The sequence below is a fragment of the Pseudomonas sp. FBF18 genome (assembly GCF_024261405.1).
GTDB lineage: Bacteria > Pseudomonadota > Gammaproteobacteria > Pseudomonadales > Pseudomonadaceae > Aquipseudomonas > Aquipseudomonas palmensis.
In genome coordinates, this window is record NZ_QKRS01000016.1 from 32,531 (window position 1) to 53,048 (window position 20,518).

At 64.4% G+C, this 20,518-nt stretch carries 21 protein-coding genes and 1 tRNA gene; 12 read left to right on the top strand and 10 right to left on the bottom strand.

Annotated elements, in window-relative coordinates; all coding sequences use genetic code 11:
* Positions 1–59 precede the first annotated feature (59 nt).
* A complete protein-coding gene (locus tag DN387_RS21000) occupies positions 60–527 on the bottom strand; it encodes a hypothetical protein (protein WP_054916235.1) in 468 nt (155 codons plus the stop codon).
* 154 nt (positions 528–681) lie between these two features.
* Complete coding sequence (locus DN387_RS21005; protein WP_043864344.1) at positions 682–1,239, bottom strand: hypoxanthine-guanine phosphoribosyltransferase; 558 nt, start codon at positions 1,237–1,239, stop codon at positions 682–684.
* 165 nt (positions 1,240–1,404) lie between these two features.
* Here DN387_RS21005 and upp point away from each other — a divergent pair, with 165 nt between their 5' ends.
* On the top strand, positions 1,405–2,043 hold the full coding sequence (gene upp, locus DN387_RS21010; RefSeq protein WP_054916236.1) for a uracil phosphoribosyltransferase: 639 nt from the start codon (positions 1,405–1,407) through the stop codon (positions 2,041–2,043).
* A 2-nt stretch (positions 2,044–2,045) separates the two neighbouring features.
* Positions 2,046–3,320, top strand: coding sequence for a uracil-xanthine permease family protein (locus DN387_RS21015; protein WP_043864342.1), 1,275 nt, complete (start codon positions 2,046–2,048; stop codon positions 3,318–3,320).
* Between the two features lie 87 nt (positions 3,321–3,407).
* On the opposite strand, the gene hemH is transcribed toward DN387_RS21015, so the two are convergent.
* Positions 3,408–4,424 (bottom strand): ferrochelatase, encoded by a 1,017-nt coding sequence (hemH, locus tag DN387_RS21020; protein WP_054916237.1) that lies wholly within the window; start codon positions 4,422–4,424, stop codon positions 3,408–3,410.
* A 12-nt stretch (positions 4,425–4,436) separates the two neighbouring features.
* On the bottom strand, positions 4,437–5,339 hold the full coding sequence (locus DN387_RS21025; RefSeq protein ID WP_043864340.1) for a TIGR01777 family oxidoreductase: 903 nt from the start codon (positions 5,337–5,339) through the stop codon (positions 4,437–4,439).
* Positions 5,340–5,524: 185 nt separating this feature from the next.
* Here DN387_RS21025 and DN387_RS21030 point away from each other — a divergent pair, with 185 nt between their 5' ends.
* The 5 genes from DN387_RS21030 to DN387_RS21050 all read left to right on the top strand — a co-directional run bounded on the left by DN387_RS21030 (position 5,525) and on the right by DN387_RS21050 (position 10,628).
* Entirely contained in the window at positions 5,525–6,511 is a 987-nt protein-coding gene (locus DN387_RS21030; RefSeq protein ID WP_043864339.1) for an NAD(P)/FAD-dependent oxidoreductase, read from the top strand.
* A gap of 112 nt (positions 6,512–6,623) precedes the next feature.
* On the top strand, positions 6,624–7,580 hold the full coding sequence (locus tag DN387_RS21035) for a DUF523 and DUF1722 domain-containing protein (RefSeq protein WP_054916238.1): 957 nt from the start codon (positions 6,624–6,626) through the stop codon (positions 7,578–7,580).
* On the top strand, positions 7,570–8,460 hold the full coding sequence (locus DN387_RS21040) for a MerR family transcriptional regulator (RefSeq protein ID WP_043864337.1): 891 nt from the start codon (positions 7,570–7,572) through the stop codon (positions 8,458–8,460). Before DN387_RS21035 ends, DN387_RS21040 begins: the two co-directional genes overlap by 11 nt.
* Positions 8,461–8,488: 28 nt before the next feature.
* On the top strand, positions 8,489–9,916 hold the full coding sequence (gene phrB, locus DN387_RS21045; protein WP_054916240.1) for a deoxyribodipyrimidine photo-lyase: 1,428 nt from the start codon (positions 8,489–8,491) through the stop codon (positions 9,914–9,916).
* 10 nt (positions 9,917–9,926) lie between these two features.
* Positions 9,927–10,628, top strand: coding sequence for an SDR family oxidoreductase (locus tag DN387_RS21050; RefSeq protein WP_177333003.1), 702 nt, complete (start codon positions 9,927–9,929; stop codon positions 10,626–10,628).
* Between the two features lie 57 nt (positions 10,629–10,685).
* Here the strand turns inward: DN387_RS21050 and DN387_RS21055 are convergent, their stop codons facing one another.
* The 6 genes from DN387_RS21055 to hemA all read right to left on the bottom strand — a co-directional run bounded on the left by DN387_RS21055 (position 10,686) and on the right by hemA (position 16,039).
* Positions 10,686–11,204: an acyloxyacyl hydrolase gene (locus tag DN387_RS21055; protein WP_043864335.1), complete on the bottom strand. Its 519-nt coding sequence runs from the start codon at positions 11,202–11,204 to the stop codon at positions 10,686–10,688.
* Positions 11,205–11,318: 114 nt separating this feature from the next.
* Positions 11,319–12,110 carry a glutamate racemase gene (gene murI, locus DN387_RS21060; RefSeq protein ID WP_043864474.1) on the bottom strand — a complete coding sequence of 264 codons (792 nt, stop codon included), beginning with the start codon at positions 12,108–12,110 and terminating at the stop codon, positions 11,319–11,321.
* Positions 12,103–12,858 carry a molybdopterin-synthase adenylyltransferase MoeB gene (locus tag DN387_RS21065; RefSeq protein WP_054916242.1) on the bottom strand — a complete coding sequence of 252 codons (756 nt, stop codon included), beginning with the start codon at positions 12,856–12,858 and terminating at the stop codon, positions 12,103–12,105. The genes murI and DN387_RS21065 overlap by 8 nt, the downstream gene beginning before the upstream one ends.
* Entirely contained in the window at positions 12,852–13,682 is an 831-nt protein-coding gene (prmC, locus tag DN387_RS21070; protein WP_054916243.1) for a peptide chain release factor N(5)-glutamine methyltransferase, read from the bottom strand. The genes DN387_RS21065 and prmC overlap by 7 nt, the downstream gene beginning before the upstream one ends.
* Positions 13,683–14,765, bottom strand: coding sequence for a peptide chain release factor 1 (gene prfA / locus DN387_RS21075; RefSeq protein WP_054916244.1), 1,083 nt, complete (start codon positions 14,763–14,765; stop codon positions 13,683–13,685).
* Positions 14,762–16,039 carry a glutamyl-tRNA reductase gene (gene hemA, locus DN387_RS21080; protein ID WP_043864331.1) on the bottom strand — a complete coding sequence of 426 codons (1,278 nt, stop codon included), beginning with the start codon at positions 16,037–16,039 and terminating at the stop codon, positions 14,762–14,764. The genes prfA and hemA overlap by 4 nt, the downstream gene beginning before the upstream one ends.
* A 177-nt stretch (positions 16,040–16,216) precedes the next feature.
* Here hemA and DN387_RS21085 point away from each other — a divergent pair, with 177 nt between their 5' ends.
* The 5 genes from DN387_RS21085 to DN387_RS21105 all read left to right on the top strand — a co-directional run bounded on the left by DN387_RS21085 (position 16,217) and on the right by DN387_RS21105 (position 20,515).
* Entirely contained in the window at positions 16,217–17,947 is a 1,731-nt protein-coding gene (locus DN387_RS21085; protein ID WP_054916245.1) for a tetratricopeptide repeat protein, read from the top strand.
* Positions 17,948–17,951: 4 nt separating this feature from the next.
* Complete coding sequence (gene lolB, locus DN387_RS21090; RefSeq protein WP_043864329.1) at positions 17,952–18,569, top strand: lipoprotein insertase outer membrane protein LolB; 618 nt, start codon at positions 17,952–17,954, stop codon at positions 18,567–18,569.
* Entirely contained in the window at positions 18,569–19,417 is an 849-nt protein-coding gene (gene ispE / locus DN387_RS21095; RefSeq protein WP_043864328.1) for a 4-(cytidine 5'-diphospho)-2-C-methyl-D-erythritol kinase, read from the top strand. The genes lolB and ispE overlap by 1 nt, the downstream gene beginning before the upstream one ends.
* 34 nt (positions 19,418–19,451) lie before the next feature.
* Positions 19,452–19,526 (top strand) — tRNA-Gln (locus DN387_RS21100).
* 47 nt (positions 19,527–19,573) lie between these two features.
* Positions 19,574–20,515, top strand: a complete 942-nt coding sequence (locus tag DN387_RS21105; RefSeq protein WP_010225730.1) for a ribose-phosphate pyrophosphokinase — start codon at positions 19,574–19,576, stop codon at positions 20,513–20,515.
* Positions 20,516–20,518 lie beyond the last annotated feature (3 nt).

Sequence of the window (20,518 nt, forward strand, 5' to 3'; positions counted from 1 at the left end):
CTGAACCATCACGGACATTTTTCACGGGCCGGCAGTTTACCCCCCGGCAGCGCTGTGGCTCAACGCGCGCGTAGGGTGCCGGTGTGCACATCGGCCCAGATATGACCGTTGGCATAGCTGAGGAACTGCACGTACAGGGTGTCGTTGCGCAGCAGGTCGAGAATCACCCGGTACTGGCTGGCGGGATAGTTGAGGGTCAGGGTGCGGCTCTTGGCGTCGAACGCCGGTTTGCGCAGGCTCTTGCCTTCGCCGTCGAAGCTGATCAGCACCTCGCTGATGGTGGCGCCCTTGTTCAGGGGCTTGCCCTTGAGGCGCATCAGCACCGGTGCCGTGACCGGTATCGGTTGCTGGTTGGACTGTCGCTGGTTGCCGACCACCACCGAATACTGGGTCACCTGCAGCAGTTGCTGGGCTTCGGGGGTTTCCTGGCGCAGGGTAAGGTCGTCGGGCGGCAGGAACTGGCTGTGCAGCGGCGCGGCGGCCAGGGGCAGGCTGGTCAGCAGCAGGAGGGCGAGGATGGCGCGCATGGCAGGCTCCTTGGGGGCGGCCTGGCACTCTAGCATGAGAAATGTACGAAGCTGATGGCCTCTTGTGGGAGCGGGCCTGACCCGCGATGCAGGCACCGCAAACAGCTGATACCGCATCGCCCCTTTCGCGGGCCAAGTCAGCTCCCACCCGGTTTTACATGCCCTTCACGGCATAGATACCCGCCGCATTGCGCCAGTAGCCCTTGTAGTCCATGCCGTAGCCGAACACATAGCGGTCAACGCAGCTCAAACCGCAATAGTCGGCCTTCAGGTCAGGGCTGGCCTTGCGGTCGTGGTCCTTGTCCACCAGCACCGCGCTGTACACCGCCTTGGCACCGGCATGCTTGCAGAAGTCGATGATGGCGCTGAGGGTGTGCCCTTCGTCGAGGATGTCGTCGATGATCAGCACTTCGCGATCGATGAACGACACTTCGGGCTTGGCCTTCCAGAACAGATCACCGCCGCTGGTCTGGTTGCGGTAGCGCGTGGCATGCAGGTAGGACGCCTCCAGCGGGAACTGCAAATGGGTCAGCAGCTTGCCGGAGAAGATCAGGCCACCGTTCATCACGCAGAACACCACCGGGTTGCGGTCGGCCAGGTCGGCGGTGATCTGCGCGCCCACACGGGCAATGGCCGCTTCGACTTCGGCTTCGCTGTGCAGGCAGTCTGCTTCACGCATGACTTGACGGATATGCTCGAGATCAGCGGACATGACGCTCTCCAGGGGGCTGCGGTTGAGAAAAGCGGGAAAAGGTACGCACCCTCACGCATCAGATCAAGCATTTATGGACTAACGTGCACAATGCCTATAGGACACCTGCGGCCGAATAGATTACTCTAGCGCGGTTTTTTTGCCCGCCCCCCGGAGCCTTTCCCTATGCCAACCCGTGAGATCCGCCATCCGCTGATCCGTCACAAGCTCGGCCTGATGCGCCGCGCCGATATCAGCACGAAGAATTTTCGCGAACTCGCCCAGGAAGTCGGCGCGCTCCTGACGTACGAGGCAACCAAGGATCTGCCGCTGGAAAGCTACGACATTCAAGGCTGGTGCGGCACCGTACAGGTCGAGAAGATCGCCGGCAAGAAGATCACCGTGGTGCCGATCCTGCGCGCCGGTATCGGCATGCTCGACGGCGTGCTCAGCCTGATCCCGGGCGCCAAGGTCAGCGCCGTGGGCGTTGCCCGCAACGAGGAAACCCTCGAAGCGCACACCTACCTGGAAAAACTGGTACCCGAGATCGACGAGCGCCTGGCCATGATCATCGACCCGATGCTGGCCACCGGCAGCTCCATGATCGCCACCATCGACCTGCTGAAGAAGGCCGGCTGCAAGGACATCCGCGCCATGGTGCTGGTGGCAGCGCCCGAAGGCATCGCGGCGGTCGAGGGTGCACACCCCGACGTGCACATCTACACCGCCTCGATCGATGAACGCCTGAACGAACACGGCTACATCATTCCCGGCCTGGGCGATGCAGGCGACAAGATCTTCGGCACCAAGCAGAAGGACACCTGAACATGCAGGACGAGTTCAACGACCCGCTCTGGCGCCAGGTCGTCTCCGGCGCGCAGATGCTCTTCGTGGCATTCGGCGCGCTGGTGCTGATGCCGCTGATTACCGGCCTCGACCCCAACGTTGCGCTGTTCACTGCGGGCCTGGGGACTCTGCTGTTCCAGGTGGTCACTGGCCGTCAGGTGCCGGTGTTCCTCGCCTCCAGCTTTGCCTTCATCACCCCCATCATTCTCGCCAAGGGCCAGTTCGGCCTGGCCGAGACCATGGGCGGGGTGATGGCGGCCGGGTTCGTCTACACCTTCCTGGGCCTGGCCGTGAAGATCAAGGGCACCGGCTTCATCGACCGCCTGCTGCCGCCGGTGGTGATCGGCCCGGTGATCATCTCGATCGGCCTGGCGATGGCGCCGATTGCCGCCAACATGGCCATGGGCAAGGCCGGCGACGGCGCCGAACTGCTGCCCTACAGCACCGCGATGATGATCTCGATGCCGGCGCTGCTCACCACCCTCATCGTGGCGGTGTTCGGCAAGGGCATCTTCCGCCTGGTGCCGATCATTGCCGGGGTGCTGGTGGGCTTTGGCCTGTCGTTCTACTTCGGTGTGGTCGACACCGCCAAGATCGCCGCCGCCCCCTGGCTGGCCCTGCCGCACTTCACCGCGCCGGCCTTCAACTGGCAGGCGATCCTGTTCATCGTACCGGTGGCCCTGGCCCCGGCGATCGAGCATATCGGCGGCGTGATTGCAGTGGGCAGCGTGACCGGTCGCGACTACCTGAAAAAGCCCGGCCTGCACCGCACCCTGCTGGGTGACGGCATCGCCACCACCACCGCCGGCCTGTTCGGCGGCCCGCCCAACACCACCTACGCCGAAGTGACCGGCGCGGTGATGCTGACCAAGAACTACAACCCCAAGATCATGACCTGGGCGGCCGTGTTCGCCATCAGCCTGGCCTTCGTCGGCAAGTTCGGCGCGTTGCTGCAGAGCATTCCGGTGCCGGTGATGGGCGGTATCCTGTGCCTGCTGTTCGGCTCGATCGCGGCAGTGGGCATGAACACCATGATCCGCCACAAGATCGACCTGAGCGAAGCGCGCAACCTGGTGATCGTCTCTGTGACCCTGGTGTTCGGGATTGGCGGTGTGCTGGTCGGCACCGGTACCGGCCCGGACGACTGGGGCCTGAAGGGTATCGCGCTGTGCGCCGTGGTGGCCATTGCGCTCAACCTGCTGCTGCCGGGCAATGACGGCTGGAAGAACAAGGTGCTGGACGACCATTTGCCTTGATCTGAAACGCTTCGCCGGCAAGGCCGGCTCCTACAGGGGTTCGCGCAAACCTGTAGGAGCCGGCCTTGCCGGCGAACGCTGCACTACCTAACCCGCCTGCTCACACAACTGCGTAAGCGCCTCCACCCACTGCGGGTGATCATTCAGGCACGGCACCAGCACCAGCTCTTCCCCGCCCGCCTCGACAAACTGCTCGCGCCCGCGATCGCCGATTTCTTCCAGCGTCTCGATGCAGTCGGCCACGAACGCCGGGCACATCACCAGCAGCTTCTTGACGCCTGCCTTGCCCAGCTCGTCCAGGCGCGCCTCGGTGTAGGGTTCGATCCACTTGGCCCGGCCCAGCCGCGACTGGAACGACACCGACCATTGGCCCTCGGCCAGGCCCATCTTCTGCGCGAACAACTGCGCCGAACGCAGGCACTGCGCGCGATAACACACCGCCAGCACCTCGGGCGAAGCGTTGCGGCAGCAGTCGGCATTCTGGAAACAATGCGAACCGGTAGGGTCGAGTTTCTTCAGGTGCCGCTCGGGCAAACCGTGAAAGCTCAGCAGCAGGTGATCGAAGCCCTGCTCCAGGTACGGCCTGGCACTGGCCACCAGCGCGTCGATGTACAGCGGCTGGTCATAGAACGGACGCAGCACCGGCATCTGCAATGCCAGCTTGTGCTCGGCCACCACGGCCTTGGCCTGCTCGATCACGGTGGTCACGGTGCTGTCGGCAAATTGCGGGTACAACGGCGCCAGGGTCACCTTGGTGACGCCCTGGCCGGCCAGACGCTGCAACACCGTGGACAGCGAAGGCTCGCCATAGCGCATGGCGATTTCCACAGGCCCGTGGGCCCAGTGCGCGCCCATGGCCTGCTGCAGGCGCCGGGTCAGCACCACCAGCGGCGAGCCTTCCTCCCACCAGATGGAAGCATAGGCGTGGGCCGACTGCTCCGGACGCTTGATCAGGATCAGCGAGACCAGCAGGCGACGCACCGGCCACGGCAGGTCGATCACATACGGGTCCATCAGAAACTGGTTGAGGTAACGACGCACGTCGGCGACGGAAGTGGAAGCCGGTGAACCCAGGTTGACCAGCAGCAGAGCATGATCGGTCATGCAACATCCTTTTCAGAGGCGCGCGGACAAGTCATCCAGCGCCGATTGCACATCGTTGTAACGGAACGTGAAGCCTGCCGCCAGCAAGCGCACTGGGCGCGCCCGCTGGCCACCCAGCAGCAATACCGACAGTTCGCCGAGCCCGGCGCGCAGCACCAGCGCCGGCAACGGCATGAATGCCGGGCGGTGCAGCGCGCGCCCCAGGCGTCGGGCAAATTCGCGGTTGCGCACCGGCTCCGGCGCGCAGGCATTATAAGGACCGCTGGCATCCTCGCGCTGCAACAGAAAATCAATCAGGGCGATTTGGTCGTCCAGATGGACCCACGGCATCCACTGGCGACCACTGCCAATCGGCCCGCCCAGCCCGAGCTTGAACGGCAGGCGCAGGCGCGACAAAAAGCCGCCCTCGGCCGCCAGCACCAGCCCGGTACGCACCAGCACCACCCGCATGCCCAGGGCCTCGGCGCGCAGCGCGGTTTCTTCCCAGGCAATGCACAGCTGGCTGGCAAAGTCCTCCTTGACCGGCTGCGACAGCTCGGTCAGCTCGCGCTCGCCACCATCGCCATACCACCCTACCGCCGACCCCGAGATCAGCACCGCAGGGCGCTGCTGCCGGCCTTGCAGCCAGGCGATCAACTGCTCGGTGAGGGTGATGCGGCTAGCCCATAGCAGCGCGCGTCGGTGCGACGTCCAGGGGCGATCGGCAATCGGCGCACCGGCCAGGTTGACCACGGCGTCCACCGGCTCCTCGCCCAGTTCGTCGAGCCGGGCAATGCCGCGCACCCCTGCCCCGCACACCTGAGCGACCTGCGCCGGACGCCGGCTCCACACCGTCAGGCGGTAACCCTTGTCCAGCCAGAAGCGGCAAAGGTGTCTGCCGATCAGGCCCGTACCACCGGTCAGCAATATATGCATGGCTGTGTCCTCACATGGCGCGCGCTGGTCTATTTTTAAGTTCAAGGCACTTTTTTGACCGAACGCTCTCGGATAAACATAGGCCAACCTGCAACGTCGAGCGGAATAATCTTATACAAGCTTGAGATATTGTACAGGCTTGTCGGGCAGCGTAGGCTGTTTCCAAAAGGTTCGAAGAGGCCATCATGACTGTTCCTATCGCAATCATCGGTGCCGGCATCGCCGGCCTGTCCGCCGCCCAGGCCCTGCAGAAGGCCGGGCACACCGTGCACCTGTTCGACAAGGGCCACGGCAGTGGCGGACGCATGGCCAGCAAACGCAGCGAAGCCGGCGCCCTGGACCTGGGCGCGCAGTACTTCACGGCCCGCGACCGACGTTTCGTCGAACAGGTCCAGGCCTGGCAGGCCAAGGGCTGGGCGGCCGAATGGAAGCCGCAACTGTACAACTACCGCGAAGGTCAGCTGACCCCCTCGCCGGACGAGCAGATCCGCTGGGTGGGTGTACCGCGCATGAGCGCCATCACCCGCGGCCTGCTCAAGGATGTCACCGTCAACTTCAATTGCCGCATTGCCGAGGTGTTCCGCGGCAAGCAGTACTGGCACCTGCAGGACACCGAGGGCGGCAGCCACGGGCCGTTCAGTCGCGTCATCATTGCGGTGCCGGCGCCCCAGGCCACGCAGTTGCTCAGCGCCACCACCAAGCTGGCCGGCATGGCCGCCAGCGTGCAGATGGAGCCCACCTGGGCCATTGCGCTGGGCTTCGATACGCCCCTGGACACCCCCATGCAGGGCTGTTTCGTGCAAGGCTGCGACCTCGACTGGCTGGCGCGCAACCGCAGCAAGCCCGGGCGTGACGAAAAACTCGACACCTGGGTTCTGCACGCCACTGCCAGCTGGAGCAAGCAACACATCGACCTGTCGCGCGAGGCCGTGATCGAGCACTTGCTGGGCAACTTCGCCGAACTGGTGGGCTGCGCCGTGCCGGCCCCCACCTTCACCCTGGCCCATCGCTGGTTGTATGCCCGCCCGAGCAGCAGCCATGAATGGGGCGCGCTGGCCGATGCCGACCTGGGCCTGTACGCCTGCGGCGACTGGTGCATGTCGGGGCGCGTCGAGGGCGCATGGCTCAGCGGCCAGGAAGCGGCGCGGCGCCTGCTCGAACACCTGGAATGACCCCTGCACCGGCTGAAGCTGTACAGAACATTTGACTTGTACAACGCGTTATCTATGATGAGCGAAGCTGTACATAATTTTGTTTCTGTACAAATTTCAGTCGAGAGCGACCATGGCGGCCACCAGACCAAAGATTGCCATCAGTGCATGCCTGACCGGCGAAGAGGTCCGCTACAACGGCGGGCACAAGGCCTCGCGCCTGTGCAATGAAGTGCTGGCCGAACACTTCGACTTCATCGGCATCTGCCCCGAGGTCGCCATCGGCCTGGGCACACCTCGCCAGGCCATCCGCCTGACCGGTGACCCGGCCAACCCCAGGGCCGTGGGTAGCCGCGATGCCAGCCTGGACGTCAGCCAGGCACTGGATGCCTACGGCGCAGAAATGGCCGGGCAACTGACCGACATCTGCGGCTACATCTTCATGCAGAAATCGCCATCCTGCGGCCTGGAACGGGTCAAGGTGTACCAGGCCAACGGCTACCCGGCCACCGAAGGCGGTCGCGGCCTGTACGCCGCACGGTTCTGCGCCCAGCGCCCCGACCTGCCGGTCGAAGAGGATGGCCGGCTGTGCGATCCGGTACTGCGGGAAAACTTCATCACCCGCGTGTATGCCTACGCCGACTGGCAACAATTGCTGGCAGGCGGGCTCAGTCGGCATGCCCTCATCGCCTTCCACTCGCGCTACAAGTACCAGTTGATGGCGCACAACCCCCAGCAGTACAAGGTGCTCGGCAAGTTGCTGGGCAGCATGCAGCGCCAGGACGACCCCACCCAGATCGGCCCACGGTATTTCAGCCAGCTGATGAGCGCCCTGAGCCGCTGCGCCAGTCGCGGCACCCACGGCAACGTGCTGATGCACCTGAGCGGCTACCTGCGCCGGTTTCTCGACCCCCGCGACAAACAGGAAATCCGCGCCCTGATCGAGCAGTACCAGGCCGGCATCGTCCCGCTGGTGGTGCCGCTGACCCTGCTCAAGCACCACCTGCGCCGCCACCCCGACCCCTACCTCATGCAGCAGGTCTATCTGCAACCGCACCCGGAAAACCTGAGCCTGCGCAATGCCATCTGAAGACGACCTGCTGCCCATTCGTGAAGTCACCCGCCTGACCGGGGTCAACCCCGTGACCCTGCGCGCGTGGGAGCGTCGCTACGGGCTGATCGTGCCGCAGCGCACCGGCAAGGGTCACCGGCTCTACAGCGCCGCACACGTGCAGCGCATCCAGCAGATTCTGCAATGGCTCAACCGCGGAATCGCGGTGGGCCAGGTCAAGCCGCTGCTCGACACCTCCCCAGCAGTGCAACCCGCACCCGGCAACGACGACTGGCACACCCTGCGCCTGCAACTGGTCGACTGCATCGCGCAACTGGCCGAACGCCGACTCGACCAGCTGTTCAACCAGGCCATGGCCCTCTACCCCGCCGCCACCCTGTGCGAGCAACTGTTGCTGCCGTTGCTGCAAGAACTCGACACCCGCTGGCACGGGCACTTTGCCGCCCGCATGGAGCAGGTGTTCTTCCATACCTGGCTGCGCAGCAAACTTGGCGTGCGGGTGTATCACAACAACCGTCAGCTGAACGCCGCGCCCGCCCTGCTGGTCAACGCCTCGGCCCTTCCATTCGACCCGCAGCTGTGGCTGTGCGCCTGGCTGCTCAGTGATGCCGGCTGCGCGGTCGAGGTATTCGACTGGCCGCTGCCACCTCGAGAGCTGGCGTTTGCCGTGCAGCAGCTCAAACCCTGTGCGTTGGTGATGTGCCTGAACGCGGCGCTCGATCCGCGTGAACTGCAGCGCAGCCTCAATGCGATCGATCTGCCGACCCTGCTGCTGGGCAGCATGGCCGCGCTCTACAAGGAGCATGCCGAGGCGGCGGGCCTGCAGGCAGGCAACGTGCATCTGCCGTCCTCTGTGGTGGCGCTGCCCGCCCTGTTGCTGGGCCTGCTGGCCACCTGACGTCTCCCCCACATTCACAGGATTTCGTATGCAACTGATCTGGCTGCGCAACGACTTGCGCGTTCACGACAACACTGCGCTGGCCGCTGCCTGCTCGCGCGGCCCCACCCTGGCGGTGTGGCTGGTAAGCCCCGGGCAGTGGCTCGCCCACGACGACGCCCCGTGCAAGGTGGACTTCTGGCTGCGCAACCTGCACAGCCTGCGCCAGTCACTGGACGCCCTGAACATTCCCCTGCTGATTGTGCCTGCCGACCAGTGGGCCGATGCGCCTCGGGTACTGCTCGCGCTGTGCAGGCAACATGCGGTCAGTGCCGTGCACCTGAACGAGGAATACGGGGTACACGAACAACGTCGCGATCAGGCCGTGCAGCAGGCATTGCGCCAGGCCGACATCCAGGTGCACAGCTACCTGGACCAGTTGCTGTTCAAGCCCGGCAGCATCCTGACCCGCAGCGGCGGTTACTTCCAGGTGTTCAGCCAGTTTCGCAAGGTGTGCTACGAACGCCTTCACCTGGGGCTTCCCTCACGGGTTTCGGCGCCGGCAGCCCAGGCCCGGCTGGCCATTGCCAGCGACACCGTCCCCACCCAGGTGGCCGGCTTCGAGACACCGCCTGACGCGTTGCGCACGCTGTGGCCGGCAGGCGAGGATGAAGCCGCGCGCCGCCTGGCGCGCTTTGTCGACGAGGCCATCGAGGATTATCCGGTACAGCGCGACCTTCCTGCCGTACCTGGCACCAGCCAGCTGTCGGCCTACCTCGCCGCCGGGGTGATCTCCCCCCGCCAGTGCCTGCATGCCGCCCTGGCCTGCAACTTCGGCGAATTCGACAGCGGGAATGCCGGCGCCATCACCTGGATCAACGAACTGCTGTGGCGCGAGTTCTACAAGCACATCCTGGTGGGCTACCCGCAGGTTTCCCGCCACCGTGCCTTCAGGTCACATACCGAAGCCCTGCCCTGGCGCAATGCGCCACAGGACCTGCTGGCCTGGCAACAGGGCCGCACCGGCATCCCTATCGTGGATGCGGCCATGCGCCAGTTGCTCGCCACAGGCTGGATGCACAATCGCCTGCGCATGGTCACGGCCATGTTTCTGACCAAGAACCTGCTGATCGACTGGCGTGAAGGCGAACGCTTCTTCATGCGCCACCTGATCGACGGCGACCTGGCCGCCAACAACGGCGGCTGGCAGTGGAGCGCCTCGACCGGTACCGACGCCGTGCCCTACTTTCGGATCTTCAATCCGGTGAGCCAGTCGCAACGCTTCGACCCTGCAGGGCGATTTCTGAAGCACTGGCTGCCTGAACGCGGCAACCTGGACCACAAGGCCGTCCATTTACCCAATGTCCAGAACGATTTGTTTGCAATAGATGTCTATCCTCATGCAATTGTAGACTTAAGTTCTAGTCGCCAACGCGCACTTGATGCGTTCAAACACTTACCTAAACGCAACGATTGAGGAAAGGATCTTGAGCAGTGATCGACCTCGGCGCATCTGGATTACTGGTGCCAGCAACGGACTTGGGCATGCCTTGGCAGAGGCGCTGCTTGAACAGGGCTGCAAGGTGGCGCTCAGTGTTCGCAATCGCGACGATGCACACCCCCTTGAGACCGACTATCCCGGTAGGGTCCTTGTGCTTGCCGGCGACCTGCACCAGTTGCCGCAGGCCAGGCGCGCCTGCGCCACCCTGACCGAGCAATGGCAGGCCATCGACGGCCTGATCGTCAACGCCGGCACCTGCGACTACCTGCCGTTGCCGATTACCCAGACACTGCTGCAGGACGTGGTGCGAAGCAACCTGGCCGCCGCCTCGCACTGCCTCGATGGCGCGCTCCCCCTTCTGGACAAGGGGCGCGCCCCGCAGGTGGTGGGGATTCTCAGTGCGTACTCTGCCCTGCAGCTGGGCGAGCCCGGCCAGCCGCGGCGCCCTGCCAACAGCATCGCGTCACTGTTCGAAGACGCCCGCCCCCTGCTGGTCGCACACGGCATCGACCTGACCATCGTGGCCCCTCAGACGCCTGCACAGGCCATGAACACAGCCACTGCCATCCCGGATGAGTGGGACGCCAGTTCGGCTGCCAGCGCCATCCTGCAACGCCTGGGCGAACGCCCGCAGCAGTTGACCCTGCAGGCGCTGGCGGTCAATGAGCTGTGGCCGCTGCCAAAATGAAAAAAGGCCCTGACGCAAGTCAGGGCCTTTTTCGTGGTGCAGGGTACCGGCCGACCGTCAGAGCGGCATGCGGTAGTGCAGCGAATAGCTTTCCACGCCATCGTTGGGGCTTTGCAGGCCCGCGTTCGAATAGTGGATGGCGCGCACGCCTACCTCGTGTCCGCCCGCGAAGCGCAAGCCGAACCCGATGCGGTCTTCGAACTGGAACGACGAGCCAAGCTTGTTGGTTTCAAGCTTGGTGCTGGAGAAGGCCGCTACACCGATACCCGCCTCGATGTAGGGTTTGACCGACTCACCGGCGAACTCGTAGACGAACACGGGCGCGAACGAGAGGCTGTGGTTGCTGGAAGTCTTGTCGCCGTCCCAGTAGGTGTAGGCACCGTCCCAGTAGCCGGTCACGCGGCCGACGCTGGTCTGCCACCAGCTGGCGTCCCAGTTGGACTGCAGCCCAAGGCGATAGACCATGGTCGAGTCACCGGTCTGCCCTACGGAAAACGAGGCGTCAGCGGCGTTTGCGGTGAAAGAGTGCCCCAGGGTAACGGCTGCAATCGCAGCCAAGCAAAGCAGTTTCTTCATGAGAAACGTCCCTTTTCCTAAATGCTGTTGTGGTTTTGTGTCTCATCAGACGATTGAATAGAAATCGGCAGTAGTACGATAGTTCAGGAAAAAAATGCATTTTTCACAGTTTTTTTACAAGTCGAAGCTTCGCACACTGTCAGATTTATTCCACAACATCGGCAGAATCTTTACCAAATGTGCCGGACTGCCGCTGGTCCAGAACTGCGCAGGCTGCGCCGGGCCGTGGGCCAGCAGGTCCCGTTCACCCAGCAAACGCTGGAGTTGCCGGGCCACGGCAGCGCCGGTATCGATGATGGCCACGGCCGGCGGCACCATGTGCGCCAGCAGCGGTTTCAGGAAGGGGTAATGGGTGCAGCCCAGGATCAGGGTGTCGCAGCCGGCGGCCAGCAGCGGCTCGACATAGCCCTGCAGCAACTGGCGCAGTGCGGGGCTGTCCAGGTCGCCCGCCTCGATCAGTTCCACCAGCCCCGGACACGGCTGGGTAACTACACGAACGTCGCTGGCAAAGCGATCCAGCAACGCGGCGAACTTGGCGCTCTGCAGGGTGCCAGTGGTTGCCAGCACCCCTACCACGCCACTGCGGGTGGCCGCTGCCGCCGGCTTTACCGCCGGCTCCATGCCCACCAGCGGCCAGTGCGGGTAGCGCTCGCGCAGATCGGCCACCGCCGCCACGGTGGCGGTGTTGCAGGCCAGCACCATGGCCTTGGCGCCCTGTTGCTGAAAGAACTCGGCTACCAGGCGGCAGCGCTGGCGGATGAACTCGGGCGACTTCTCGCCATAGGGAATATGCCCGCAGTCCGCCACATACAGCAGCGACTCGTCGGGCAGCAGGCGGCTGATTTCCGCCAGCACCGACAGCCCGCCCACGCCGGAATCGAACACCCCGACAGGCGCTTCACGCATGGCCGGCGCCACACACGCTGCAGGCCGGGTCGCGCTTGACCCGCAGCTCGCGAAACCGCGTTCCCAGGGCATCGACAAGCAGCAGGCGACCCACCAGCGGCTCGCCAAACCCGGCCAGCAGCTTCAAGGCCTCCAGCGCCTGCAGGCTGCCCACCAGGCCTACCAGCGGGCCGAGCACACCGGCTTCGCTGCAGGTCAGCTCGGCTTCGCTGCCATGCCCGTACAGGCAGTGGTAGCAGGGGCTGAGCGGGTTGCGCGGATCGAACACCGACAGCTGGCCTTCCAGGCGAATGGCCGCACCGCTGACCAGCGGCTTGCCGGCCGCGACGCAGGCAGCGTTCACCGCCTCGCGGGTGGCAAAGTTGTCACAGCAGTCCAGTACCAGGTCGACCGCCCCCACCGCCTGGGCCAGGGAGTCGTCATCCAGGGCCTGGCGATGGGCAACCAGGGCGACCTGCGGGTTGATCGCCTGCAGCCGGGCCATGGCCGAATCGACCTTGCTCAGGCCCACGGCGGCCGTGTCGTGCATCACCTGGCGTTGCAGGTTGGTCAGGTCGACCGTGTCGAAGTCGGCCAGGTGCAGCTCGCCGACACCGGCCGCCGCCAGGTACAGCGCCACCGGCGAACCCAGGCCGCCCAGGCCGACGATCAGTACCCGGCTGCCCTTGAGGCGCAACTGCCCGTCGATATCCACCTGGGCCAACAGGATCTGCCGGCTGTAGCGCAACAGCTCCTCGTCGTTCAGCATGCCAGGCGCCCGAGGCTGATGCGCTCATGGCCGCCAAGGTCGGTGCGGCTCTGGATCTGCTCGAACCCGTGTCGCGCCAGCAGTTCGCGCACCGCTGCAGCCTGGTCATAGCCATGTTCCAGCAGCAGCCAGCCGCCGGGCAGCAGGTGCTGCGGGGCCTGTGTGATGATCTGGCGCAGGTCGTCGAGCCCGTCGCTGCCGGCCACCAGCGCACTGCTGGGCTCGAAGCGCACGTCGCCGGCCGCCAGGTGCGGGTCCTGCTCGGCGATGTAGGGCGGATTGCTGACGATCAGCGTAAAGCGCTGCCCTTGCAGGGCGTCGAACCAGTGGCTGGCAAGCACCTTGGCGTTGTCCAGCTGCAAACGCTGGCGGTTGCGCTCGGCCAGGGCCACGGCTTCGGGCACCCGGTCGACGGCCGTCACCTGCCAGCCGCCGCGCTCGCTGGCCAGGGCCAGGGCGATGGCGCCGCTGCCGGTGCCCAGGTCGAGCACCTGCAATGGCGTTGCCGGCAGCAGCTCAAGGGCGACCTCCACCAGCAGCTCGGTGTCCGGCCGCGGGATCAGCGTGTGCGGGGCCACTTCCAGGTCAAGCTTCCAGAAGCCCTGCTGGCCGAGGATATAGGCCACCGGCTCGCCTTGGCTGCGCCGCTGCAGGTAGGTGGCGAAGGTTGCGGCCGCTTCGCTGCTGACGATGCGCTCGGGCCAGGTGTGCAGGTAGCTGCGCGATTTGCCGATGGCCGCAGCCAGCAGCAGCTCGATATCCAGGCGCGCGGTGGGCGAGTCGGGTAGCTGCGCCCCGCGCAGCAGGCTGGCAATGATGGTCATTTACTCACCCAGTGCGGCCAGTTGATCGGCCTGGTATTCGGACAGCAGCGGCTCGATGATCGCATCGACGCCGCCCGCCAGTACTTCATCCAGCGAATACAGGGTCAGGTTGATGCGGTGATCGGTCACCCGGCCCTGTGGATAGTTGTAGGTACGGATACGCTCGGAGCGGTCACCCGAGCCCACCAGCAGCTTGCGCTCGCTGGCGATCGCGTTCTGCGCGGCACTGGTCTGCATGTCGTTGAGCCTGGCCGACAGCCAGGACATCGCACGGGCGCGGTTCTTGTGCTGCGAGCGCTCTTCCTGGCATTCGACCACGATGCCGGTGGGCAAGTGGGTGATGCGGATGGCCGAGTCGGTCTTGTTCACGTGCTGGCCGCCCGCGCCGGAGGAGCGGTAGGTGTCCACCCGCAGGTCGGCCGGGTTGATCTCGATGGCCACCTGCTCGTCGGGCTCGGGCAGCACCGCCACGGTGCACGCGGAGGTGTGGATGCGGCCCTGGGACTCGGTTTCCGGCACCCGCTGCACGCGGTGTGCGCCAGACTCGAACTTGAGCTTGCCGTACACGCTGTCGCCCTCGACGCGGGCGATGATTTCCTTGTAGCCGCCGTGCTCGCCCTCGTTCTCGGAGAGGATTTCCAGGCGCCAGCCGCGACGCTCGGCATAACGCGAGTACATGCGAAACAGATCGCCGGAGAAGATCGCCGCCTCGTCGCCACCTGTGCCGGCACGGATCTCGAGGAACACGTTGCGCCCGTCGTTCGGGTCCTTGGGCAGCAGCATGCGTTGCAGTTGCCCTTCGATAGCGGCCAGTTGCTCCTTGGCCTCGCGTACTTCCTCGACCGCCATTTCGCGCAGGTCCGGGTCGCTGTCCTTGAGCAAGGCCTGGGCGCCCTCCAGGTCAGCCTGCACCTTGCGCCACTGCGCGTAGGTCTGTGCCACGGGCTCGACCTCGGCATATTCGCGCGAGTAGGCACGGAAGCGCGTCTGGTCCGAAATCACTTCGGCATCACCCAGCAGGGCGGTCAATTCCTCGAAACGGTCCTGGAGCGTGTCCAGTTTATTCAGCAGCGACGCTTTCATTGCGGGGTTTTATCCGTGGAGCCCTCGTTGAGGGCAAAGAGTTCCTGGGCCATGGCCAGCGCATCGAGGCGGCCTTCGGCAGACAGCTTTTTCAGTTGCACGCTCGGCGCGTGCAGCAACTTGTTGGTCAGGCCGCGGGCCAGCTGCGCCAGCACCTCTTCGGCGTTGCTGCCGTTGGCCAGCAGGCGCTGGGCCTTTTGCAGCTCTTCGTCGCGCAGGCGCTCGCTCTGCTGGCGGTAGGCCTTGAGCACATCCACCGCAGCCAGCTCGCGCAGGCGCAGCATGAAGTCCTCGGCGCCCACGGTGACCAGCTCTTCGGCGGCCTGGGCGGCGCCCTGGCGGCTCTTGAGGTTTTCGGCCACCACATCGTGCAGGTCGTCGACGGTGTACAGGTACACGTCGTCCAGCTCGCCCACCTGCGCCTCGATGTCGCGGGGCACGGCGATGTCGACCATGAAGATCGGCTTGTGCCGGCGCTGCTTGAGCGCACTCTCGACCGCGCCCTTGCCCAGGATCGGCAACTGGCTGGCAGTGGAACTGATCACGATATCGCTGTTGACCAGCTCCTGCGGGATGTCCGACAGCAGCACCGCATGGGCACCGAACTGCTCGGCCAGGGTGCTGGCGCGCTCCAGCGTGCGGTTGGCCACCACGATGCGGCGCACGCCCTGCTCGTGCAGGTGTCGCGCCACCAGCGTGATGGTTTCGCCGGCACCGATCAGCAGGGCCTGGCTGCGGCCCAGGTCGCTGAAGATCTGCTTGGCCAGGCTCACGGCGGCAAATGCCACCGACACCGGGTTTTCACCGATGGCGGTATCGGTACGCACCTGCTTGGCGGCGCTGAAGGTCGCCTGGAACAGGCGCCCCAGCAGCGGCCCGATGGTGCCGGCCTCGCGCGCCACGGCATAGGCCGATTTCATCTGGCCGAGGATCTGCGGCTCGCCCAGCACCAGCGAGTCGAGCCCGGAGGCCACCCGCATCATGTGCCGCACGGCGCCATCATCTTCATGGATATAGGCGCAGGCGCGCAGTTCATCCAGGCTCAGCTTGTGATAATCGGCCAGCCAGCGCAGTACGCTGTCCGCCGCCAGGTGATCCTGTTCGATGTACAGTTCGCTGCGATTGCAGGTCGAAAGGATCGCAGCTTCGCGGCTGGCGGTCAGTCGACACAGCTGCTGCAAGGCTTCGACCAGCTGCTCGGGCGTAAACGCCACGCGCTCGCGTACGTCTACCGAGGCAGTCTTATGGTTGATACCGAGGGCAAGAAAGGCCATTCAAGGTCGCTGATTGTGACGAGAAGCCGATAATTGTCCTACTTCGCCGGATAGAGAACAACCACCGCTCGTTATTGTCTCTTATAGTCTGTATCCAAAAGCCCCATCGACGATGGGTTTGCCATGATCCTTGTGTCATGATGATCCGACCGCAGGTAAGCCGCCCAAATCCTCCCTATGAATAGATCTTCCGCGTTATTCCTCGCCTTTGCCTTGCTCCAGGGTTGCCAGACGCTGACCCCGGGCGCCCGGGACGCCACGGCGCCTGCCGACGATGCGGCCACGGTCGCCGAGGCCAAGAAGCCCACGGTGTACGGCTCGTTCACCCAGGACACGGTATACAGCCTGTTGACCGCCGAGCTCGCCGGGCAGCGCAACCGCTTCGATATCGCCTTGGACAACTACGTCACCCAGGCGATCAAGACCCAGGACGCGGGCATTTCCGAGCGGGCATTTCGCATTGCCGAGTACCTGGGCGCCGATCAGGCCGCCCTCGATACCGCACTGATATGGGCCAGGAACGACCCCGAGAACCTCGACGCACAACGCGCCGCCGCCATCCAGCTGGCGCGCAGCGGACGCTATGACGATTCGATGGTGTTCATGGAGAAGGTGCTGCAGGGTCAGGGCGACACGCATTTCGACTTTCTCGCGCTGTCGGCGGCCGAAACCGACCAGGACACCCGCGACGGCCTGCAGAAAAGTTTCGACCGCCTGCTGGTAAAGTACCCCGACAACAGCCAGCTGGTGTTCGGCAAGGCCCTGCTGCTACAGCAGGACGGCAAGTCCGAGGCCGCCCTGGCGCTGCTCGAAGCCCACCCGCCGGCGGACGGTGAAATTGCCCCGATCCTGTTGCGTGCGCGCCTGCTGCAATCGCTCGACCGCGGCCCCGAAGCCCTGCCGCTGCTGCGCAAGGCCATCGCCCGCAACCCCGACGACAAGCGCCTGCGCCTGACCTACGCGCGCACCCTGGTGGAGCAGGACCGCATCGACGACGCCAAGGTCGAGTTCGCCAACCTGCTGCAGCAATACCCCGAAGACGACGAACTGCGCTATTCGCTGGCGCTGGTGAGCATCGAGGCCAAGGCACTCGACGAAGCCACCAGTTACCTGCAGGAACTGATCGAGCGCGACAGCCACGTGGATGCGGCGCACCTGAACCTGGGGCGCATCTTCGAAGAGCGCAACGATTCCGAAGCGGCCCTGACCGAGTACGCCCTGGTCGGCCCTGGCAACGACTACCTGCCCGCGCAACTGCGCCAGGCCGACATCCTGATTGCCAACGGGCGCACCGACGAGGCCAGCCGGCGCCTTGCCGAAGCCCGCGAGGCGCAGCCGGACTACGCGATCCAGCTGTACCTGATCGAGGCCGAAACCCTTGGCAACAATGACAAGGACGCCCAGGCCATGCAGGTGTTGCAGGCAGCGATCCGGCAGTACCCGGACGACCTGAGCCTGCTGTACAGCCGTGCCATGCTCGCCGAGAAGCGCGACGACCTGGCCCAGATGGAAAGGGACCTGCGCAGCATCCTGCAACGCGAACCGGAAAACGCCATGGCGCTCAATGCGCTGGGCTACACCCTGGCCGACCGTACCACCCGCTATGCCGAAGCCAAGGGCCTGATCGAGAAAGCCCTGCAGATCAACCCCGAAGACCCGGCCGTGCTCGACAGCCTGGGCTGGGTCAACTACCGCATGGGCAACCTGGACGAGGCCGAGCGCCTGCTGCGCCAGGCCCTGGAGCGCTTCCCCGACCACGAGGTCGCGGCGCACCTGGGCGAAGTACTGTGGGCCAACGGCAAGCGTCGTGAAGCCCGCCAGGTTTGGGCCAAGGCCTTCGAAGGCCAGCCCGACAGCCCTATTCTGCGCAAGACCGTCTTGCGCCTGACCGGATCCGAGACTCTATAAGCTTATGTTACTGCGCCATTTCATCACCTTCAGCCTGATCGCCGTGCTTGCCGGCTGTTCCAGCTTCGGCTCCCGCGAGGCCGTGCAGGGCCAGGGCAACGCGCAACTGTGGCGTGAACACAAACAGCAGTTGAGCACCCTCGACGGCTGGCAGATCAACGGCAAGGTGGGCATCCGCGCACCGAAAGACTCCGGCAGTGGCACCCTCTTCTGGCTGCAACGCCAGGACTACTACGACATTCGCCTGTCCGGCCCGCTGGGTCGCGGCGCCGCACGGCTTACTGGCCGTCCGGGCCAGGTGGTGCTGGAAGTTGCCAACCAGGGCCGTTTCGAGGCACAAAGCCCGGAGAGCCTGCTGGCCGAGCAACTGGGCTGGGAACTGCCGGTGTCGCACCTGGTGTGGTGGGTACGCGGCCTGCCCGCCCCCGACAGCAAGAGCCAACTGACCCTGGACGGCGACAGCCGCCTGGCCAGCCTCAAGCAGGACGGCTGGAGCGTCGAGTACCTGAGCTACACCGAACAGAACGGCTACTGGCTGCCCGAGCGCCTCAAGCTGCACGGCCAGGACCTCGACGTGACCGTGGTGGTCAAGGAATGGCAACCGCGCCAGCTGGGGCATTGATGATGAGCCGATTGACCCTGCCGGCCCCGGCCAAGCTCAACCTGATGCTGCACATTCTCGGCCGCCGCGACGACGGCTACCACGAGCTGCAGACGCTGTTCCAGTTTCTGGACCATGCCGACGAACTGAGTTTCGACCTGCGCGACGACGGCCAGGTCATCCTGCACAGCGACCTCAAGGATGTGCCCCACGAGAGCAACCTGATCGTGCGCGCGGCGCGCAAGCTGCAGCAACTGACCGGCTGCCCCCTGGGCGTGGACATCTACCTGAAGAAGGTACTGCCCATGGGCGGCGGCATCGGCGGTGGCAGTTCGGATGCCGCCACCACCCTGCTCGGTCTCAACCACCTGTGGCAGCTTGGCTGCAGCGAAGACCAGCTGGCCGAGCTGGGCCTGACACTGGGCGCCGACGTGCCGGTTTTCGTGCGCGGGCACGCGGCGTTTGCCGAAGGCGTGGGCGAGAAGCTCACCCCCGTCGACCCCGAGGAACCCTGGTACGTCGTGCTGGTACCGCAAGTATTTGTAAGTACAGCAGAAATTTTTTCGCATCCGTTGTTGACACGTAATTCACCGCCCATTAAGATGCGCCCCGTTCCCAAGGGAAACAGTCGTAATGACTGCCAACCGGTAGTAGAGCAGAGTTACCCGGAAGTACGTAACTCACTGAATTTACTAGGTAAATTCACGGATGCTAGGCTAACCGGAACTGGAAGTTGTGTGTTTGGGGCCTTCCCAAGCAAAGCTGAAGCTGATAAAGTTTTGGCCCTTCTTACAGAGACCCAAACAGGGTTTGTGGCTAAAGGAAGCAACATCTCAATGTTGCATCGCACGCTGCAAGGTCTGCTCTAGGAATCGAGTATCAGGTACTCGCAGCAACAGATACAGGGGCGTCGCCAAGCGGTAAGGCAGCAGGTTTTGATCCTGCCATGCGTTGGTTCGAATCCAGCCGCCCCTGCCATTTTCCTATACTCATCCAGGTATACCCTCAGCCTTCAGGTACTGCGCGTGTCCAAGATGATGGTCTTTACGGGGAACGCTAACCCCGATCTGGCTCGGCGTGTCGTACGTCAGCTGCATATCCCTCTCGGTGACGTCTCTGTCGGTAAGTTCTCCGACGGCGAAATCAGCACTGAGATCAATGAAAATGTTCGTGGTAAAGACGTTTTCATTATTCAGCCGACTTGCGCGCCAACCAACGATAACCTGATGGAACTGGTAGTGATGGCCGATGCCTTCCGCCGCTCCTCAGCGTCTCGAATCACTGCCGTGATTCCTTACTTCGGATATGCCCGCCAGGATCGCCGTCCGCGTTCGGCGCGTGTAGCTATCAGCGCCAAAGTGGTTGCCGACATGCTCACCGTCGTCGGGATCGACCGTGTTCTCACCGTCGACCTGCACGCTGACCAGATCCAGGGTTTCTTCGATATTCCGGTAGATAACATCTACGGCTCCCCCGTTCTGGTGGATGACATCGAAGACCAGCGTTTCGAGAACCTCATGATCGTGTCCCCGGACATCGGCGGCGTCGTGCGTGCACGTGCTGTTGCCAAGTCCCTGGGCGTCGATCTGGGTATCATCGACAAACGCCGCGAGAAGGCCAATCACTCCGAAGTGATGCACATCATCGGCGACGTCGAAGGACGTACGTGTATTCTCGTCGACGACATGGTCGACACCGCCGGCACCCTGTGCCACGCGGCCAAGGCCCTGAAAGAACACGGCGCGGCAAAGGTTTACGCCTACTGCACGCACCCTGTCCTGTCGGGACGTGCGATCGAGAATATCGAAAACTCCGTGCTGGACGCACTGGTGGTGACCAACACCATCCCGCTGTCCGCTGCAGCACAAGCCTGTGACCGTATCCGTCAACTGGATATCGCACCGGTCGTGGCCGAAGCGGTTCGCCGCATCAGCAACGAAGAATCGATCAGCGCGATGTTCCGCTGAGGG

Excerpts from the sequence above, each read along its gene's own strand:
- DN387_RS21015 (WP_043864342.1), top strand. The coding sequence starts at position 2,046 with ATGCAGGACGAGTTCAACGACCCGCTCTGGCGCCAGGTCGTCTCCGGC.
- DN387_RS21055 (WP_043864335.1), bottom strand. The coding sequence starts at position 11,204 with ATGAAGAAACTGCTTTGCTTGGCTGCGATTGCAGCCGTTACCCTGGGG.
- lolB (WP_043864329.1), top strand. The coding sequence starts at position 17,952 with ATGTTACTGCGCCATTTCATCACCTTCAGCCTGATCGCCGTGCTTGCC.
- upp (WP_054916236.1), top strand. The coding sequence starts at position 1,405 with ATGCCAACCCGTGAGATCCGCCATCCGCTGATCCGTCACAAGCTCGGC.
- DN387_RS21040 (WP_043864337.1), top strand. The coding sequence starts at position 7,570 with ATGCCATCTGAAGACGACCTGCTGCCCATTCGTGAAGTCACCCGCCTG.
- DN387_RS21035 (WP_054916238.1), top strand. The coding sequence starts at position 6,624 with ATGGCGGCCACCAGACCAAAGATTGCCATCAGTGCATGCCTGACCGGC.
- prmC (WP_054916243.1), bottom strand. The coding sequence starts at position 13,682 with ATGACCATCATTGCCAGCCTGCTGCGCGGGGCGCAGCTACCCGACTCG.
- phrB (WP_054916240.1), top strand. The coding sequence starts at position 8,489 with ATGCAACTGATCTGGCTGCGCAACGACTTGCGCGTTCACGACAACACT.
- DN387_RS21005 (WP_043864344.1), bottom strand. The coding sequence starts at position 1,239 with ATGTCCGCTGATCTCGAGCATATCCGTCAAGTCATGCGTGAAGCAGAC.
- hemA (WP_043864331.1), bottom strand. The coding sequence starts at position 16,039 with ATGGCCTTTCTTGCCCTCGGTATCAACCATAAGACTGCCTCGGTAGAC.
- prfA (WP_054916244.1), bottom strand. The coding sequence starts at position 14,765 with ATGAAAGCGTCGCTGCTGAATAAACTGGACACGCTCCAGGACCGTTTC.
- DN387_RS21085 (WP_054916245.1), top strand. The coding sequence starts at position 16,217 with ATGAATAGATCTTCCGCGTTATTCCTCGCCTTTGCCTTGCTCCAGGGT.
- murI (WP_043864474.1), bottom strand. The coding sequence starts at position 12,110 with ATGCGTGAAGCGCCTGTCGGGGTGTTCGATTCCGGCGTGGGCGGGCTG.
- DN387_RS21030 (WP_043864339.1), top strand. The coding sequence starts at position 5,525 with ATGACTGTTCCTATCGCAATCATCGGTGCCGGCATCGCCGGCCTGTCC.
- DN387_RS21025 (WP_043864340.1), bottom strand. The coding sequence starts at position 5,339 with ATGCATATATTGCTGACCGGTGGTACGGGCCTGATCGGCAGACACCTT.
- ispE (WP_043864328.1), top strand. The coding sequence starts at position 18,569 with ATGATGAGCCGATTGACCCTGCCGGCCCCGGCCAAGCTCAACCTGATG.
- hemH (WP_054916237.1), bottom strand. The coding sequence starts at position 4,424 with ATGACCGATCATGCTCTGCTGCTGGTCAACCTGGGTTCACCGGCTTCC.
- DN387_RS21000 (WP_054916235.1), bottom strand. The coding sequence starts at position 527 with ATGCGCGCCATCCTCGCCCTCCTGCTGCTGACCAGCCTGCCCCTGGCC.
- DN387_RS21065 (WP_054916242.1), bottom strand. The coding sequence starts at position 12,858 with ATGCTGAACGACGAGGAGCTGTTGCGCTACAGCCGGCAGATCCTGTTG.